Origin of the sequence: Buchnera aphidicola (Sitobion avenae) (assembly GCF_005082585.1) — a bacterium.
In the GTDB taxonomy this organism is placed as follows: Bacteria; Pseudomonadota; Gammaproteobacteria; order Enterobacterales; family Enterobacteriaceae; genus Buchnera; species Buchnera aphidicola_Z.
The window spans coordinates 435,639-452,620 of the sequence record NZ_CP034855.1 but is presented as its reverse complement, the minus strand read 5'-3'; the positions used below and the strand labels follow the sequence as shown (position 1 = coordinate 452,620).

Sequence of the window (16,982 nt, the reverse complement as noted above, 5' to 3'; positions counted from 1 at the left end):
TATGAGAATCGGATATGGTTTTGATCTTCATTCTTTTGGAAGTAAGAAACCATTAATTATCGGTGGTGTACTAATCCCTTATAAAGAAGGTCTTATTGCTCATTCTAATGGTGACTTATTAATACATGCTATAATAGATTCATTATTAGGTGCTGTTGCAATGGGTGATATTGGTACGTTTTTCCCTAGTGATAATCAAATATATAAAAATATTGACAGTAGAATACTTTTGAAAAAAGTTTGGAAAAAAATTAAATTAATAAATTATGATATATGTAATCTTGATATTACTATTATCACAGAACAGCCACAAATATTGCCTTATATATTTTCGATGAGATCAAATATATCTTTAGATCTTAATACCGAAATAGATAATATTAGTATTAAATCTACTAGTGCTAAAAGAATAGGATGCATTGGAAGAAAAGAAGGCATTGCTTGTCAAGCAATTGTCATGCTTATAAAAAATGCAAAATTTGTTTAAATGAAATAGATGGTAAATTTTCTTCGTTTTAAAAATATATAAAAAAATATAGTGTAATAAATTTATTTTTTATTGAATGGAATGGATAAAATTAATGCAAAAAAAAATTTCTTTATTTAAATTATTGTTTTTGGTATTTTTTTTATTCTTTTGGAAAAATATTGCATTAGGATTCTCTATAGAAAATCAAAACGATTCTAATTTGTATTTAAATAAAAAAAATAGCAATAATTTTATTTTTTTAAAGAAAAATGAGTGTTTTTCATTTTTAAAGTCTCCAAAGAATTTTTTTCAAAAAGAACAAAAAGAACAAAAAATTATTATTTCAAATAATAATTTTATTGGGTTTTTTTATAAAAACAGATTTAAAATATTTTATATTGTAAAATCTAAAGATACTCTATATTCTATCGCTAAAAATTCTGGTTATAATTATTATGAATTATCTAAATTTAATTCAATTAAAAAACCTTATAAAATAATTATAGGTCAAAAAATATGGATGGGAGATATTTTAATTAATGAAAACGAACATAATTTTACTATTTTAAACTCAGATAATACTATTTTAAATGACTTTTCTTATAAATTTATTTTTCAAACGCCATTAGGTATAAAAAATTTTTTAACAAATAATATAAAAGAGATGAAAATATGTTTCTTTTGTAATAAAGAATATAAAAAAAATAATGTTTATTTACACAAGAAATTGTTTAATTTTTCTAATAAATGGTTTTGGCCTGTTAAAAGTAAAAACGTTCAGTATATTTATAATGATATATCAGACGATAAAAAAATAGAGATCTCTGGTTTTAAAGGACAACCAGTTTTTGCTGCCGCTTCAGGAGAAGTGGTATGTGTTACTAATTCATTTCAAAAATATGGTCAATTGATTATTATTCGACATAATAAAAATTATCTTAGTATTTATGCTTTTAATAATTCGATATTAGTAAAAGAAAAAGATATAGTAGACGAAAAACAGCAAATTGCTACAATGGGGTTGTCATCTGATACTCACTTGCCAGGACTTTATTTTGCAATACGTTATTTAGGTGAATCTATAAATCCATTGAATGTTTTGCCTAAAATTAATGTACATTTCTAATATATTAAATTAATATTTAAGAGTTTTAAATTATAGAATTTATAGATAATGATATTATAATTACTTTTTTTACTTTTCATACAGAAAATATGAAAAATTATTTTTGTATATGACATAAAATCTTATTTTAAAAAAAATTTTATCTAAGAAGAAACAGGCATATTTTTACAATACCTGATTCTTTTAATGTATTATTTTATTAACACAACTAATTATGATGCTGATTTAATTTCTTTTAAACCATGAAAAGGTGCATTTTTTCTTCCTAAATTTTCTTCAATTCTGATTAATTGATTGTATTTTGCAATTCTATCTGAACGGCTCATAGAACCTGTTTTAATTTGCCCAGCTGATATTCCTACAGATAAATCTGCTATAGAAGCATCTTCTGTTTCTCCTGAACGATGAGAGATAATAACACTATAATCTGCTTCTTTTGCCATTTTTATAGCTTGAATAGTTTCAGTTAATGTTCCAACTTGATTAAGTTTTATTAATATAGAATTAGCAATGCCTTGTTCTATACCTTTTTTTAGAATATTTGTGTTTGTAACAAATAAATCATCTCCTACTAGTTGTATTTTATGACCTAATATATTAGTCTGATATAGGAATCCTGGCCAATCAGATTCATCTTGTCCGTCTTCAATTGAAACTATAGGATATTTTTTACATAATTTTTCTAAATAATGAGTAAATTCTTCTGAAGAAAAATGAGTATTTTCTCCTTTTAATTGATATTTTTTTGTATTTTTATCATATAATTCTGATGCTGCACAATCTATTGCTAATCTTATATCTTTTCCTAATTTATATTTTGTTCTGTGTATCGCATCTTGAATAATATCTAATGCTTCTTCATTAGATTTTAAATTTGGTGCATACCCTCCTTCATCTCCTACTGCTGTGCTCATGCCTTTTTCTTTTAGCAAATTACCTAGTGTATGAAATATTTCACATCCAATACGTATTGCTTCTTTTACTGTTTTTGCGCTGATCGGTTGAATCATAAATTCTTGAATATCAATATTATTATTAGCATGTTTCCCACCATTAATAATATTAATCATTGGGAGTGGCATAGAAAAAATACCTGGTGTATTATTAATTTCTGCAATGTGTTCATATAAAGGCATTCCTTTTGATGCAGCAGCTGCTTTCGCAACAGCTAAAGATACAGATAAAATTGAATTTGCTCCTAATTTAGATTTATTACTTGTTCCATCTAAATCAATCATTATATTATCAATGTCACTTTGATCTTTAGCATTTTTGTTTTTTAATGCACTGGATATTTTTTCATTGATTGACGAAACTGCTTTTTTAACTCCTTTACCCATAAATCTGTTTTGGTTTTCATCTCTTAATTCTAAAGCTTCTAAAGAACCTGTAGAAGCACCAGATGGAGAAGAGGCTAGTCCAACAAAACCACCTTCTAAATGTACTTCAGATTCTACAGTAGGATTACCTCGAGAGTCTATTATTTCACGAGCTATAACTTTTATTATTTTAGACATATTTTTGGCCTTAATATATTTTAATATACCTTATACGAATTTTTTTTTATGTTTTCCTGCTAATTTAATAAAATCTATAAACAATGGATGTCCATCACGTGGTGTAGAAGTGAACTCAGGATGAAATTGACAAGCTAAAAACCATGGGTGATTGGACAATTCTACAATTTCTACTACATTGTTGTTCTGAGCACGTCCTGTTACTTTTAATCCTGAATTTTCTATTTTTTTTAATAGAACATTATTGACTTCGTATCGATGTCTGTGTCTTTCTATAATAATTTCTTGATTATATAATTTTCGAGACAAACTATTTGCACTTAATATACAAGATTGACCTCCTAATCTCATAGTGCCTCCGAAATTTATGTTATTTTCGTTTTTATTATAATTTTTACATGAATAATCATGATGATTTTTTATTAAATCAATAATAGGATATTTGCATTCAGGGTCAAACTCTGTTGAGTTTGCTTCTTTAATTCCAACAACATTTCGTGCAAATTCTATAATTGCTATTTGCATACCTAAACAAATGCCAAAATATGGGACATTATTTTCTCGCGCGTATTGTATGGATAATAATTTTCCTGTAATACCCCGATCCCCAAAACCTCCAGGTATTAAAATACCATTAAGATGTTTTAATTTTTTAAAATTGTTATTTTCTATATCTTGAGAACTAATTAATTGTATATTAACTTTTTTTTTATTTTTAAAACCAGCGTGTTTAAGAGCTTCCATGACTGATTTGTATGCATCAGGTAATTTAACGTATTTTCCAATAATTCCAATAATAATACTATCATCAAAATTTTTTTCCGCGTAAATCACTTCTTCCCATTCTTTTAAATTAGCTTGAGGAGCATTTAAATTGAAATATTGACAAATATAATCATCTAATTTTTGATTTTTTAATAAATTTGGAATTTTATATATTGAATTAACATCTTTTAAGGATATAACGGCATTAACTGGTACATTGCAAAATAATGCAATTTTTTTTCTTTCATTAAGAGGAACAGTCTGTTCTGAACGACATATTAAAATATCTGGTTGTATTCCTATTGAAAGCAATTGTTTGACTGAGTGTTGTGTAGGTTTTGTTTTTATTTCAGCTGCTGTAGCAATATAAGGTACTAATGTTAAATGTATGTATATAACGTTTTTACGTCCAATATCAACTGCCATCTGACGAATTGCTTCTAAAAAAGGTAGTGATTCAATATCTCCAACAGTACCACCTATTTCTACAATAACAATATTACTATTTTTTGAACATAAAACAATTCTTTCTTTAATAGCATTAGTGATATGGGGAATTACTTGAATAGTAGCTCCTAAGTAATCACCTCTTCTTTCTTTTTTTAAAACTTGAGAATAAATTCCACCTGTAGTAAAATTATTTAAAAACGTCATTTTTGTATGAACAAAACGTTCATAGTGACCTAAATCTAAATCTGTTTCAGAACCGTCTTCAGTGACGAATACTTCGCCATGTTGAATCGGACTTATTGTACCAGGATCCACGTTGATATATGGATCTAGTTTCATAATTGTTATTTTTAAGTTTCGTGCTTTTAATATTGCACCTAATGACGCAGCTGTAATACCTTTTCCCAAAGATGAGACTACTCCACCAGTAATAAAAATATAATTTTTAGTCATGCTAAATATAAAAATATTAGTTAAAATGAGTAAGTGTTTAATTTAGAATATTTTATTATGATATTTAATCATAAATGCATTTACCGAAATAAAAATTTTAATAAAAATATATTCACTATTTTTCCCTAATCATATTTTGTATGTGAAATATATCTTTAAGATTATATACTGATACTAATTATTAGTAATGTTTTTTTGTTCTAATTTTTTTGTGTTCCATGTATCACGTAAACTTACAGTTCGATTGAATACTAAATAATTTTTTTTCGAATCTATTTTGTCTATGCAAAAATAACCTATTCTTTCAAATTGAAAGCATAATTTTGAATTACTAGTATTAATTTTGTTTTGTATTTTTTTCCCCATTTCTTTTTCTATAAAACCATTTTTTTTTATTAATGACTCTAAATTTATATAAGATAAAAAATTTTTTTCTTTTTCTGGATTTTTTATATTAAATAATTGATTATATAATCTAAATTCTGCTGGAATTGTATTTTTTTCTGAAATCCAGTGTATTACTGAAGGATTTTTATTATTTTTTGGTTTTTTACCTAAAGTGTTTAGATCACAATAACATATTATATTAATAATATTATTATGTTCGTCTTTTTCTATTTTTTCTGCTTTAATTATATAAGCATATCTTAGACGTATTTTGTTTCCAAGTTTTAATCTTTTATATTTTTTTTCATATTTTTCTTGGAAATCTGAACGTTCAATATATATAGTATTAGTGAAAATAATTTCATGTGTCCCCATTTCAGGATTATTAGGATGATTAGGAACTATAAATTTTTCCTCATGATTTTCATCTAAATTATATAAAAATACTTTAATAGGTTCTAGTACAGCCATGGTACGTATAGAAGTTTGATTTAGTTCTTTTCGAATGCAATGTTCTAGCATGGAAAATTCTATTAAAGTATTCTGTTTAGTAACTCCAATTTCTTTGCAAAAGTGCTTAATAGAAGATGGTGTATATCCTTTTCTTCGCAGACCAGAAAGTGTAGGTATTCGGGGATCGTTCCATCCTTGTATTATATTATTATCAATAAGTATTTTAAGTTTTCTTTTAGATAAAACAGAAAATTCTAGATTCAGTCTAGAAAATTCATATTGTTGAGGAAAGTGTGTAATACTAGTATTCCTTAAAATCCAGTTATATAAACATTTATTATCTTGAAATTCTAATGTACATAATGAATGAGTAATTCCTTCAATAGAATCAGATAGACAATGAGCAAAATCATACATAGGATATATGCACCATTTCTTTTGAGTCTGATGATGTTCAGCAAAAATAATTCGGTATAAAACAGGATCACGCATAATAATAAAAGAAGAATTCATATCTATTTTAGCACGTAAACATGCTTTTCCTTCAGAAAATTTTCCGTTTTTCATTTTCTCAAAAAGTTCTATGTTTTCTTCAATTGTTCTATTTCTATAGGGGCTATTTTTTCCTGGTGTATTTAAAGTTCCTCTATATTCACGTATTTGTTCTTTTGTCAACTCGTCTACATAAGCTAAACCTTTTCTAATAAGTTCTTTTGCATATTGATATAGTTTTTCAAAATATTCTGAAGAATATCGAATATCACCATGCCATTTATAACCCAACCAATTAATATCATTTTTAATAGAATGAATATATTTAACATTTTCTTTTAGTGGATTTGTATCATCAAAACGAAGGTTACATTGTCCGTTATATAAATGTGCAAGTTCAAAATTTAAACATATTGATTTTGCATGACCAATATGAAGATATCCATTTGGTTCAGGTGGAAAGCGAGTATAAAAAGATAAATCTTTATTTTTATTAAAATCTTTATTAATAATTTGACAAATAAAATTATTATTTTTTATATTAGTATCCATTATCTTCCTGATGTTAATATTCTTAATTAAAATAATTTTGTTGATTATTAAATTTATATATTATAAAATATATTTAAATTATATAAAATAATATTTTCATTAGGCTACGTAGCTCAGTCGGTTAGAGCACAGCACTCATAACGCTGGGGTCATGGGTTCGATTCCCGTCGTAGCTACCATTTTTTTTACTAAAGCGGGAGTGGCGAAATTGGTAGACGCACCAGATTTAGGTTCTGGCGCCGAAAGGTGTGCGAGTTCAAATCTCGCCTCCCGTATATTTTTTCGTATACTTTGTAACATTTGAAAAATAAAAGCAATTATAATTAATTCTTTAAAAATAAAAAATATCTAATAATATAAACTATATTACAATGATGGGGTATAGCCAAGCGGTTAAGGCACCGGTTTTTGATACCGGCATCCCTGGTTCGAATCCAGGTACCCCAGCCACTCTAAAAACCATCTTTTATTTCAACTTCTTAAGTAAATAATATTCTTAAAAATAAAAAATAGAAACTTTTTTTATTTAAAATTATTAATTGTATATTATGTGTTGAGTATTAATTAAATCAAATTAAAAAAACTATCATTTTCTATTTTTAAAATTTTTATTTAAAAAAATATTTTTTTATATTATGAATCTAAACAAACTAAAAAAAAAAGCAGCATGGGCTGCATTAGATTACATCCGTCCTGGTACTATTGTTGGAGTAGGAACTGGCACGACTGTCTTTTATTTTATTGAAGCTTTAAGTACAAAAAAACATTTAATATATGGAGCAGTATCCAGTTCAAATGCTTCAACTATATTATTAAAAAAACAAGGTATAGAAGTATTTAATTTGAAAAATTTTAGTTCACTTAACATTTATGTTGATAGTGCTGATGAAATTAATCATCAAATGCAAATGATTAAAGGCGGAGGAGGTGCTTTAACTAGAGAAAAAATTATTGCTGCAATGTCAAGAAAATTTGTTTGTATTGTTGATAAATCAAAAAAAGTAGATTTTCTTGGAAAATTCCCACTACCTATTGAAATTATTCCTATGGCTTTTTCTTATATTCTAAAAGAAATGATAAAAATTGGCGGAATACCCAAACATCGAAAAGGTTTTATTACAGATGATGGTAATATAATTATTGATGTATATAATTTATGTATAAAAGATCCTATATCCATGGAAAGGAAAATAAATTCATTACCTGGAGTAGTTACAGTAGGTTTATTTGCTTCTAGAAGCGCTGACATTATTTTAATGGGCACGAATAAAGGAATAAAAACTATAAAAAATAAATAATTAATGTTAATGCATCAATAAAATTTATTTTTTTTAATAAATTATCTTATAATATAGAAAAATATAAAGATCTATTATTTTTATTTTAGATCACCAAATTTTACTTGACAAGCAGTAATTGCTGCAAGAGCCGCTGTTTCTGTTCTTAAAATTCTAGGTCCTAATTTTATTGAAAGAAATCCATAGTTAATAATTTTTTTAATTTCATCATTTGAAAAACCTTTTTCAGAACCAATAATCATACGAATATATTTTATAGATCCTTTTAAGTCATTAATCGTTAATTTAGATTGTGGATGAAAAATCATATTAATATCATTTTTTTTCTTTTTTTTACACCATGTAAAAATATCTATAGGTGTTTTTATTTTTGGAATAATATTGCGTTTGCACTGTTGACATGCGGAAATTGCTATTTTTTTCCAACGTTCTATTTTATTTTTAATATTTATATTGTTTTTGTCCACATGACAATTATTAGAAAATAATGGAGTGATAATATTAACACCCATTTCAATTGATTTTTGAATAGTAAAGTTCATTTTATCATTTTTAGAAAGAACTTGTCCTAAATGAATATGCAGTGGAGATTCAACTTTTTTAAATTCATTTTTAAAAGTTTTTATTTTAATTATTTGATTAGAAATATATTTTATTTCAGCGAAAAAAACATAATCAGTATCATTAAATACCTCTAATACATCTTGCAGTTTCATCCTTAAAACTGTTTTAACATAATGTCTATTCTCTGTTGATAAAAAATAAATTTTATCAAGGTTTAAATGATCTTGAATATATATTCGTGGGATTTTTTTATTCATATTTTTCTTTTTTATTGTTTATAGCATTGTTTATAAATATAATTATTATGATTTCCTTGTATTTTAAATATTAATTTTTCTCTTTCACACTCCCATTTGGTTACAGGAAAATTTTTATTCCATATTTTAAATATTTTTTTTTCGTTTTGTGATAAAATAATATTATATTTTTTGCTCATATAAAAATAAGTTCTCGCTATAGCACCCCGAGCTCTTTCAGGTGGTTCTGCTATTTTTTTTTGAAAATCTATTTTCATATTACATCTTCCATATAGTGAAGTTTTATTATTTAACTCTCCATATATAAAGTTAGAACGATCTCCATTTATTTCTCCAATAGCCGGTTGTAAATTATGAAGATCAGATTCAATATATTTATATCTTTGATTTGCAGTACATTTTTTACGACCTCCTGTTTTCCAGCATTTTTTTTTATGTCCGAATTGCCATGCTGGCACTACATGTTCCCATTCAATTCTTATTGCACGATTTTTATTTTTTCTAATTTTATATCCACAGGAATATAGATTAGGAATTCCCTTTTTTTGTTTCCAAATGATTTTACATCCACAATAAAACGAGCCTGGTGCATTTTGATGAATTTTAATTGATATAAGTTTGGCTTGATAGAAATTTTTTATAGTATTTTTTTTAAAATTATTTTGTTTATTCAAAGACAAAAAAAAAACATACTAATCATAGTAATAAATAATTTTTTTAGCATTTTTATTTTTTCTATTTTTTATAATAAATATTTATAATATGTTGTAATTCAAAATATATTTTATTTTTCTTTTTTAGAAAAATACTATATTTTATATTTTAAAAACAAATATCTAGTTATAAGTTTTTATTTTAAAAAATATTATAATGAAGTAATATTTTATTATAAATGAAAAACAATCTAAATTTCAATATATCTTCTATTTAAGATTTATACTTTAAAAAATTTTTTTATTTCTTAGAATGTAGAAATTAAATTATTTTTAAATCAAGTGGATAAAATATGACTGAATATCTTTTTACATCTGAATCTGTTTCGGAGGGTCATCCTGACAAGATTGCTGATCAAATTTCTGATGCCCTACTGGATGAAATACTTAAACAAGATCTTCAGGCACATGTTGCCTGTGAAACTTATGTTAAAACGGGTATGGTTTTAATTGGCGGAGAGATTACAACAACTGCATGGGTTGATGTAGAGGAAATTGCTCGAAATACTATTAGTAATATTGGTTATGTTGATTCTGATTCAGGATTTGATGCTAATTCTTGTGCAGTTTTAAGTGCAATTGGAAAACAATCTTTAGATATTAATCAAGGTATAAATCATCTTGATCCTTTAAAACAAGGAGCTGGAGATCAAGGAATTATATTTGGTTATGCTACTAACGAGACTGAAGTGTTAATGCCTGCTCCTATTACTTATGCTCATCTTTTAATGAAAAAACAATCTGAATTAAGGAAGAAAAATATTTTACCTTGGTTAAGACCTGATGCTAAAAGTCAAGTTACATTTAAATATAATGATGGAAAAATTCTAGAAATAGACACTGTAGTTTTTTCTACTCAACATCGAGAAAACATTACGCAAAATGTTTTAAAAGAAGCGGTTATGGATGAAATTATAAAACCAGTACTGCCAAATAAATGGTTAACAAAGAATACAAAATTTTTTATTAACCCCACGGGTAGATTTGTTATAGGAGGTCCTATGGGAGATTGCGGTTTAACAGGGCGTAAAATTATTGTTGATACTTATGGGGGCATGTCGAGACATGGAGGAGGCGCTTTTTCTGGTAAAGATCCTTCAAAAGTAGATCGTTCTGCAGCATATGCAGCTAGATATGTAGCTAAAAACATTATTGCTGCTGGCTTAGCTGACCGTTGCGAGATTCAGCTTTCTTATGCTATAGGAATAGCAGAACCTACTTCTATTATGATAGACACCTTTGGAACTGGAAAAATAAGTAATAGTTCTTTGATTTCTTTAATTCGAGATATTTTTGATTTACGCCCATATGGATTAATTAAAATGCTGAATCTTCTTCAACCTATTTATTTAAAAACAGCTGTGTATGGTCATTTTGGTAGAGAAGAATTTCCGTGGGAAAAAATTGACAAAGTGAATGAATTATCTCGATAAAATTATTTCAACAATTTTATTATTCAGAAAATAAATATTTTAGTAAAATTTTTTTAATATTAAAGTTTATTATATATAAAAAGAGTGTATATTAATATTTTTTTATGTATATCCCATGTGCATCAGCATGGGAGAATTATTTTTTTTGTATATATTCTTCAAAAGACAATATGTCTTCTTTTTCTATTTGAATTTGTTGTTGATGAGAACGTATAGTTTCTTGTTCTAAAATATCTTTATTTAAATTTAAATAATTACTATTAATAAATTTTTTATGATATTTATTAGATAAATATAATCCTGTTTTTTTTATGCCTTTTTCAATTAATAGTTTTAAGCATTGAGCAGAATAAGTTAATTCTGGATTTTGAAAGAATAATTTTGTTTTTCTACATGCTGTTTGATATAATATGTCCTTTGAATTAAAATCAAGTATTAATGCAATTTGATTTAAATCTTTAAATATAATTTCACTTATTTCAATTAATGTTTTTGTTTCATTTTGATTGTTAGTATAAATTTTTTGATTGGGTTTTCTTCCTTCATAAATTATTTTTTCCCAATTTTTAGTTATTAATAAAAAGTTTGTTTTATCAATTTTAGGTGACTCAATTAAAGCACACCAAATCAAGAATAAGTCTAATAAAAGTATTTGATTTTTATTTATACCTAAAGGCGAAAATGGGTTAATATCTAGAGAACGTATTTCTACATATTCAATTCCTCTATTTTTTAGAGCTTCTATAAGAGATTCACCATTTTTTGTTTTTCTTTTAGGTCTTATTTGAGTATAAAGTTCATTTTCTATTTGTAAAATATTAGTATTTAATTGCTGAAAATGACCATTTATATCTTTTAATCCTATATTAACAAATTTTTTAGAGGGTGTTTCTAAAGCATTTTTTAATGAGTCAAGATATTCATGTAAGTTATTAAACATAATATTAAGATCTAAAATATTAGTGTTAGCATATCCGATATCGCTAAGTCTTAATGAAGTAGACCATGGCAAATAAAATATATTTTCTTTATTTTTTTTAAATTTGTATTTTTTTTGCGTATTTTTTAAAAAATATGATGAGATCGCAGGTGATGAACCAAATAAATAAGGAATAATCCAACCAAATCGATAATAATTTCTAATTAAATTTAAATATCCAGATGAAATCTGATCAGTATCATTTTCTTGTTTATTATTTTCTTTCCAATTTTTCCAAAAGGATACAGGGAGTGAAAAATTATAATGCACACCTGAAATAGTATTTATAAGATCGCCATAGCGATTTTTTAAACCAGTTCTATAAATCGTTTTCATTTTTCCAGCATTAGAACTTCCATACTGAGCAATTGGAATACTCATTTTATCATGAAAACAATAAGGTATACTAAAAGGCCACATGCGTTCATTTTGGATATTAGATGCTGTAAAACAATGCAAATCTTTTAAGAAAGATAATAAATAATCTATGTTATCACTAGTAGGTGTGACAAACTCTAGTAAGTTTTCAGAAAAATCAGTAGTAATCCATTTATGAGTTAAAGAGGAACCGATTGAATATGGATGTGTTGTTTTAGAAAAATCTCCGTTTTTTTGAATTCTTAAGGTTTCACGTTCAATTCCTCGAAAAATACCTTCTAACATTTTTGGATGTGCTTTTAACCAAGCAATTTTTTTCGAGATATCTTGTATCAACTTTATCTCCTGCTATAAAGTATTAAAATATTTATAAAAAAATATTTGATAAATACTTTTTTTGTTATTTTTAGTTGAGAGATTATTTTTGATTCTTTATTTTTGCATCCGGAAGGATTCGAACCTCCGACCGCTCGGTTCGTAGCCGAGTACTCTATCCAACTGAGCTACGGATGCAATGTAAAATTTAATTACTGCGGTGAGAGAGGGATTCGAACCCTCGATGCAGATTTTTTTCTGCATACTCCCTTAGCAGGGGAGCGCCTTCATCCTCTCGGCCATCTCACCTAACTATAAAATTTTTTAATTTTTATTCGTTTTATTTTACTTTTTTTTTGATATAAGTCAAATATATTTTTGATATAAAAAATATCTATTATATTTCAAAGAAAATATAAACACTACATCTTACTTAATCTTAGTAAGATGCAGTATTGATTAGTAACTTCTTTGTTTTTTTTTCTCGGCTTGAATACGTTGATATATCTCTTCACGATGTACCGAAACTTCTTTAGGGGCATTTACACCAATACGAACTTGGTTACCTTTAACTCCTAGTACTGTTACAGTTATCTCATCGCCAATTATTAACGTTTCACCGACCCGACGAGTTAGAATAAGCATTCTTTGTTCCTTGAAAGATTGAAAGAGTTCGGCCTCTCTGGTTTCTGGTGTCATGAATAATACAGGGTTAAACATAGACCATGAGATATTTTAATAATATATTCTGATTACATATTTTTAATAATTATTTGGTATTTCATGTATAATATATACAGTAAGAATACTTGTTATTTTTATATTTTATTTAATTTTGTATTAATCCATAATTTTATATTTTTCAAAATAACATGAAGTTGTTTTTTATAGATTCCCCCTCCTTCAGCAATTTCTTTTTTTCCTCCACCTTTTCCATTTGTTTTATTTGAAATCATATTGATAATTTCTATTGCTGTTATGCAATTGAGTAAATTTTTTGTTACTCCGACAACAATAGTAAAACGATTGTCTATAATGTTTACCAATATAGTAATTGTATTTACTAGTTCTTTTTTTAATTGATCAACTATTGTTCTTAATAATTTATGTTCATAGTTATAAGAAATATTTAATAAAAATTTTGTTCCTTGTATATCGTCAATATTTTTAAGTAATTTTTGTATGTATTGTTTATTTTCTTTTGTTTGCAGTTGAGTTACTTTTTCTTCTAAATTTTTTTTTGTAATTATAAGTTTTTTTATTTTTTCTTTAATATCATGACTATTGCAATTTAATATACTAGATAAGTTTTGTATATAATTGTCTTTTTCATGTAAATAGTTTATAGCTTTTTGTCCTGTCATAGCTTCAATTCTTTTAATTCCAGATGCTATGCTCGATTGAGAAATAATTTTAAAAAGTCCAATATCACCAGTTCTTTTAGTATGTGTACCACCACATAGTTCAATTGAAAAATCTCTTATAGATACCACTCGTACAATAGAACTGTATTGATTTTCAAACAGAGCTATTGCATTTGTCTTTTTAGCTTCTTCTAAATTTAATTCTTGAGTTTTAATTTCAATATTATTACGAATATTCATGTTAATGATATATTCAATTTTCTGTAATTGAAACATCTCTATTGGTTTAAAATAAGAAAAATCAAATCTTAAATGTGTATTAGTTACTAAGGACCCTTTTTGAGTGACATTGTTTCCTAAAATTTGTCTTAATGCAGCATGTAATAAATGTGTTGCTGAATGGTTTAATTGAACTTCACGTCTGTAATCTTGATTAATTTGAGTATAAATAGAATTATTAATTTTAATTTCACCTGAAATTAATTTTCCAATATGTCCTATTGTTTGTCCGTATTTTTTTGTATTTTCTACTAAAAAATATGATGTATCATCATATAATTGACCTGTATCGCCTATTTGCCCTCCTGATTCACCATAAAATGGTGTTTGATCAAGAAAAATAATTCCGTTTTCATTTTTTTTAATATTTTCAACAGATTTATTATTTATAAAAATATATTTTATTAATGATTTTGTTTTGTATTTTTCATAACCTTTAAAAATACAAATATCATTTAAAATAATATTATCATTGTAATTTTTATGGAATTTTTTATTAATATTTGATTGTTTTTTTTGTTTTTCTTTTGCTAATGTATAGCTATTGTAATCTATTTTTATATTTTTTTCACGACAAACATCAGCTGTTAAGTCAATTGGAAATCCAAACGTATCATAAAGATAAAATGCAGTTTTACCAGGCAATATATTATTATGTGTTTTCTTAATTTCATGATGTAATATTTTTAAACCTTTATCAAGAGTATAAGAAAATTGCATTTCTTCTATTTTTAGAATTTCTTCTATTTTTTCTTTTTTTTCTTTTAAAATATTAGCTGTATTTCCCATAACTTGAATCAAACTAGAAACTAATTTATAAAAAAATTTTTTTTTAATTCCAAGTTTATGACCATGTCTTAATGCTCTTCTAATAATTCTTCTTAAAACATAACCTCTATGTTCATTTGATGGGACAATATCATCTGCGATAATATATGCACAAGATCTAATGTGATCTGCTATAACTTTTAAAGAGATATGGTTCAAATCTTGTATTGGACTTAATATAGATATCTTTTTTATTAATTTTTTAAATATATCTATATTGTAATTAGAGTTAACATTTTGCAAAACAGAAGATATTCTTTCTAATCCCATACCTGTATCTATAGATTTAGTTTCTAAAGGAATAATTTTTGTTTGTGAAACACGATTGAATTCTATAAAAACAATATTCCAAATTTCAATAAAACGATTATTTTTATTTTCTAAGAATTCTAATGAATGATTGATAATTGTATTTTCATAATCATAAAATATTTCAGTACAAGGACCACATGGTCCTCTATCACCCATTTGCCAAAAATTTTCAGAATCATATTGAGCATCACTTCTATCACCTATTCTTATAATACGTTCAGAAGGTATTTTAATGATGTTTTTCCATATTTCATATGCTTCGTTATCATTTTTATATACTGAAATCCATAATTTATTTTGAGGTATATTAAACCATTTATGTGATGTTAATAATTCCCAAGCATATTCAATTGCTTTTTGTTTAAAATAATCACCAAAACTAAAATTTCCAAGCATCTCAAAAAACGTATGATGTTTTGAAGTGTATCCTACATTTTCTAAATCATTATGTTTTCCTCCAGTTCTCAAACAGCGTTGAACAGTAACTACGCGTGGATAATCACTTTTTTTTTCACCTAGAAATATTTCTTTGAATTGGTTCATACCTGCATTAGTAAATAATAATGTTGGATCATTGTGTGGAACTAAAGAACTACTAGGGATAATTACATGTTCTTTTTCTGTGAAAAATTTTAAAAAATCTTCGCGTATTTTATCTGTTGTTATTTTCATCATTTTTCTTGTTGATCTAAAAAATACATATTAATTATACGAACGTTCTAAAAATAGAATTCGTTATATTATTTATTATTAAAATAATTATAAAATAATATTTATGGACAATGTTTATAAATTGAACATAAAAAATTTTTTTCGAGTTTTAAGTTTCTTGAGTTTTATTTAATAAAATAATTTTTGATATTTTTTTTGCTGTATCAAAAATCTTTAATGCTTTATAAGATTTTTCTATATATATAAGAGCTTTTCGTGCAGCTGGTGTTTCTGAATATTTTTCAATCATTTCTTCTCCTCTATTTATAACTGCTATATATTCTTTATGAGAAAAATAAAATTTTAATATTTTGAATTCATTTTCTGATAAACGATTTTTAAGATAAATTAAGTTTTTTTTAGCATTTATAACATAAGAACTATTGGGATATTGATAAATAAAATTCTTTAATTGAAAGAATGCGTTTACTGCATGATTAATATCATTTTTATGGTACTCTATAGGTAAGATATTAAAAAATATATTTTTATCTAAAGATATTTTAATTAAACATTGCATATATATGACATAATCTATATTCGGGTGTTTTGGATAAAAACGTATAAATTCTTCTGTATTTTTAAGAGCTGTATTGAAATTTAAATTCTTGTAATAAGCGTAAATTAAATGCATTTGAATTTTATCATTTTTAATATTAGCAATATTATTTTTTTTTATTTTTTCTAATATAGATATTGCATTATCAAAATGTTCTTTTCTCAACTCTTTTTTAGATTCTTCATAGAGAGTGTATATTTTCATAAAATGAAAATTTTTTAAAGATTTAGAATGTACTATTGAGCTTAAGAATAAAATCATAAAAATAAATATAATACTGTTCTTTTTTTTCATTATTATATATTCAGTTTAAATTAATAAGATTATT

General features: G+C 25.3%; 13 protein-coding genes and 5 tRNA genes. 7 read left to right on the top strand and 11 right to left on the bottom strand.

What is annotated here, in order from left to right; all coding sequences use genetic code 11:
* Position 1: 1 nt before the first annotated feature.
* Entirely contained in the window at positions 2-487 is a 486-nt protein-coding gene (gene ispF / locus D9V77_RS02095; protein ID WP_158338611.1) for a 2-C-methyl-D-erythritol 2,4-cyclodiphosphate synthase, read from the top strand.
* Positions 488-581: 94 nt separating this feature from the next.
* Positions 582-1,595 (top strand): peptidoglycan DD-metalloendopeptidase family protein, encoded by a 1,014-nt coding sequence (locus D9V77_RS02090; RefSeq protein WP_158338609.1) that lies wholly within the window; start codon positions 582-584, stop codon positions 1,593-1,595.
* A gap of 212 nt (positions 1,596-1,807) precedes the next feature.
* Here the strand turns inward: D9V77_RS02090 and eno are convergent, their stop codons facing one another.
* The 3 genes from eno to glnS form a co-directional block, all read right to left on the bottom strand.
* Positions 1,808-3,112, bottom strand: coding sequence for a phosphopyruvate hydratase (eno, locus tag D9V77_RS02085; protein ID WP_158338607.1), 1,305 nt, complete (start codon positions 3,110-3,112; stop codon positions 1,808-1,810).
* Between the two features lie 30 nt (positions 3,113-3,142).
* On the bottom strand, positions 3,143-4,780 hold the full coding sequence (locus tag D9V77_RS02080) for a CTP synthase (RefSeq protein WP_158338605.1): 1,638 nt from the start codon (positions 4,778-4,780) through the stop codon (positions 3,143-3,145).
* Between the two features lie 174 nt (positions 4,781-4,954).
* Complete coding sequence (glnS, locus tag D9V77_RS02075) at positions 4,955-6,667, bottom strand: glutamine--tRNA ligase (protein ID WP_410051810.1); 1,713 nt, start codon at positions 6,665-6,667, stop codon at positions 4,955-4,957.
* Positions 6,668-6,766: 99 nt separating this feature from the next.
* On the opposite strand from glnS, the gene D9V77_RS02070 reads away from it, so the two are divergent.
* The 4 genes from D9V77_RS02070 to rpiA all read left to right on the top strand — a co-directional run bounded on the left by D9V77_RS02070 (position 6,767) and on the right by rpiA (position 7,962).
* Positions 6,767-6,843, top strand: a tRNA-Met gene (locus tag D9V77_RS02070).
* A gap of 14 nt (positions 6,844-6,857) precedes the next feature.
* A tRNA-Leu gene (locus D9V77_RS02065) sits at positions 6,858-6,939 on the top strand.
* A gap of 100 nt (positions 6,940-7,039) precedes the next feature.
* Positions 7,040-7,114, top strand: a tRNA-Gln gene (locus D9V77_RS02060).
* A 185-nt stretch (positions 7,115-7,299) separates the two neighbouring features.
* Positions 7,300-7,962, top strand: a complete 663-nt coding sequence (gene rpiA / locus D9V77_RS02055) for a ribose-5-phosphate isomerase RpiA (RefSeq protein ID WP_158338601.1) — start codon at positions 7,300-7,302, stop codon at positions 7,960-7,962.
* Positions 7,963-8,042: 80 nt separating this feature from the next.
* On the opposite strand, the gene D9V77_RS02050 is transcribed toward rpiA, so the two are convergent.
* Both D9V77_RS02050 and D9V77_RS02045 read right to left on the bottom strand, forming a co-directional pair.
* On the bottom strand, positions 8,043-8,783 hold the full coding sequence (locus tag D9V77_RS02050; RefSeq protein WP_158338599.1) for a 16S rRNA (uracil(1498)-N(3))-methyltransferase: 741 nt from the start codon (positions 8,781-8,783) through the stop codon (positions 8,043-8,045).
* An 11-nt stretch (positions 8,784-8,794) separates the two neighbouring features.
* A complete protein-coding gene (locus D9V77_RS02045) occupies positions 8,795-9,463 on the bottom strand; it encodes an endonuclease (RefSeq protein WP_187307854.1) in 669 nt (222 codons plus the stop codon).
* A 326-nt stretch (positions 9,464-9,789) separates the two neighbouring features.
* Between D9V77_RS02045 and metK the strand changes: the two genes are divergently transcribed.
* Complete coding sequence (gene metK, locus D9V77_RS02040) at positions 9,790-10,929, top strand: methionine adenosyltransferase (RefSeq protein WP_158338597.1); 1,140 nt, start codon at positions 9,790-9,792, stop codon at positions 10,927-10,929.
* Positions 10,930-11,065: 136 nt separating this feature from the next.
* Here the strand turns inward: metK and gshA are convergent, their stop codons facing one another.
* From gshA to D9V77_RS02010, 6 genes are all read right to left on the bottom strand, one after another.
* The gene (gene gshA, locus D9V77_RS02035; protein ID WP_158338595.1) at positions 11,066-12,622 is read right to left on the bottom strand and encodes a glutamate--cysteine ligase; all 1,557 of its coding nucleotides are present in this window, start codon (positions 12,620-12,622) and stop codon (positions 11,066-11,068) included.
* Positions 12,623-12,725: 103 nt separating this feature from the next.
* Positions 12,726-12,799, bottom strand: a tRNA-Arg gene (locus D9V77_RS02030).
* A 20-nt stretch (positions 12,800-12,819) separates the two neighbouring features.
* Positions 12,820-12,910: transfer RNA gene (locus tag D9V77_RS02025), tRNA-Ser, on the bottom strand.
* Between the two features lie 150 nt (positions 12,911-13,060).
* Positions 13,061-13,246, bottom strand: a complete 186-nt coding sequence (gene csrA, locus D9V77_RS02020) for a carbon storage regulator CsrA (protein ID WP_158338975.1) — start codon at positions 13,244-13,246, stop codon at positions 13,061-13,063.
* Between the two features lie 173 nt (positions 13,247-13,419).
* Positions 13,420-16,056: an alanine--tRNA ligase gene (gene alaS / locus D9V77_RS02015; RefSeq protein ID WP_158338593.1), complete on the bottom strand. Its 2,637-nt coding sequence runs from the start codon at positions 16,054-16,056 to the stop codon at positions 13,420-13,422.
* A 148-nt stretch (positions 16,057-16,204) separates the two neighbouring features.
* The gene (locus D9V77_RS02010; RefSeq protein WP_158338591.1) at positions 16,205-16,948 is read right to left on the bottom strand and encodes an outer membrane protein assembly factor BamD; all 744 of its coding nucleotides are present in this window, start codon (positions 16,946-16,948) and stop codon (positions 16,205-16,207) included.
* Between the last annotated feature and the right edge of the window lie 34 nt (positions 16,949-16,982).

Bases quoted from the DNA above. Each gene is read 5' to 3' on its own strand.
- D9V77_RS02080 (WP_158338605.1), bottom strand. From the start codon at position 4,780: ATGACTAAAAATTATATTTTTATTACTGGTGGAGTAGTCTCATCTTTG.
- metK (WP_158338597.1), top strand. From the start codon at position 9,790: ATGACTGAATATCTTTTTACATCTGAATCTGTTTCGGAGGGTCATCCT.
- D9V77_RS02090 (WP_158338609.1), top strand. From the start codon at position 582: ATGCAAAAAAAAATTTCTTTATTTAAATTATTGTTTTTGGTATTTTTT.
- D9V77_RS02010 (WP_158338591.1), bottom strand. From the start codon at position 16,948: ATGAAAAAAAAGAACAGTATTATATTTATTTTTATGATTTTATTCTTA.
- eno (WP_158338607.1), bottom strand. From the start codon at position 3,112: ATGTCTAAAATAATAAAAGTTATAGCTCGTGAAATAATAGACTCTCGA.
- csrA (WP_158338975.1), bottom strand. From the start codon at position 13,246: ATGCTTATTCTAACTCGTCGGGTCGGTGAAACGTTAATAATTGGCGAT.
- alaS (WP_158338593.1), bottom strand. From the start codon at position 16,056: ATGAAAATAACAACAGATAAAATACGCGAAGATTTTTTAAAATTTTTC.
- D9V77_RS02050 (WP_158338599.1), bottom strand. From the start codon at position 8,783: ATGAATAAAAAAATCCCACGAATATATATTCAAGATCATTTAAACCTT.
- rpiA (WP_158338601.1), top strand. From the start codon at position 7,300: ATGAATCTAAACAAACTAAAAAAAAAAGCAGCATGGGCTGCATTAGAT.
- ispF (WP_158338611.1), top strand. From the start codon at position 2: ATGAGAATCGGATATGGTTTTGATCTTCATTCTTTTGGAAGTAAGAAA.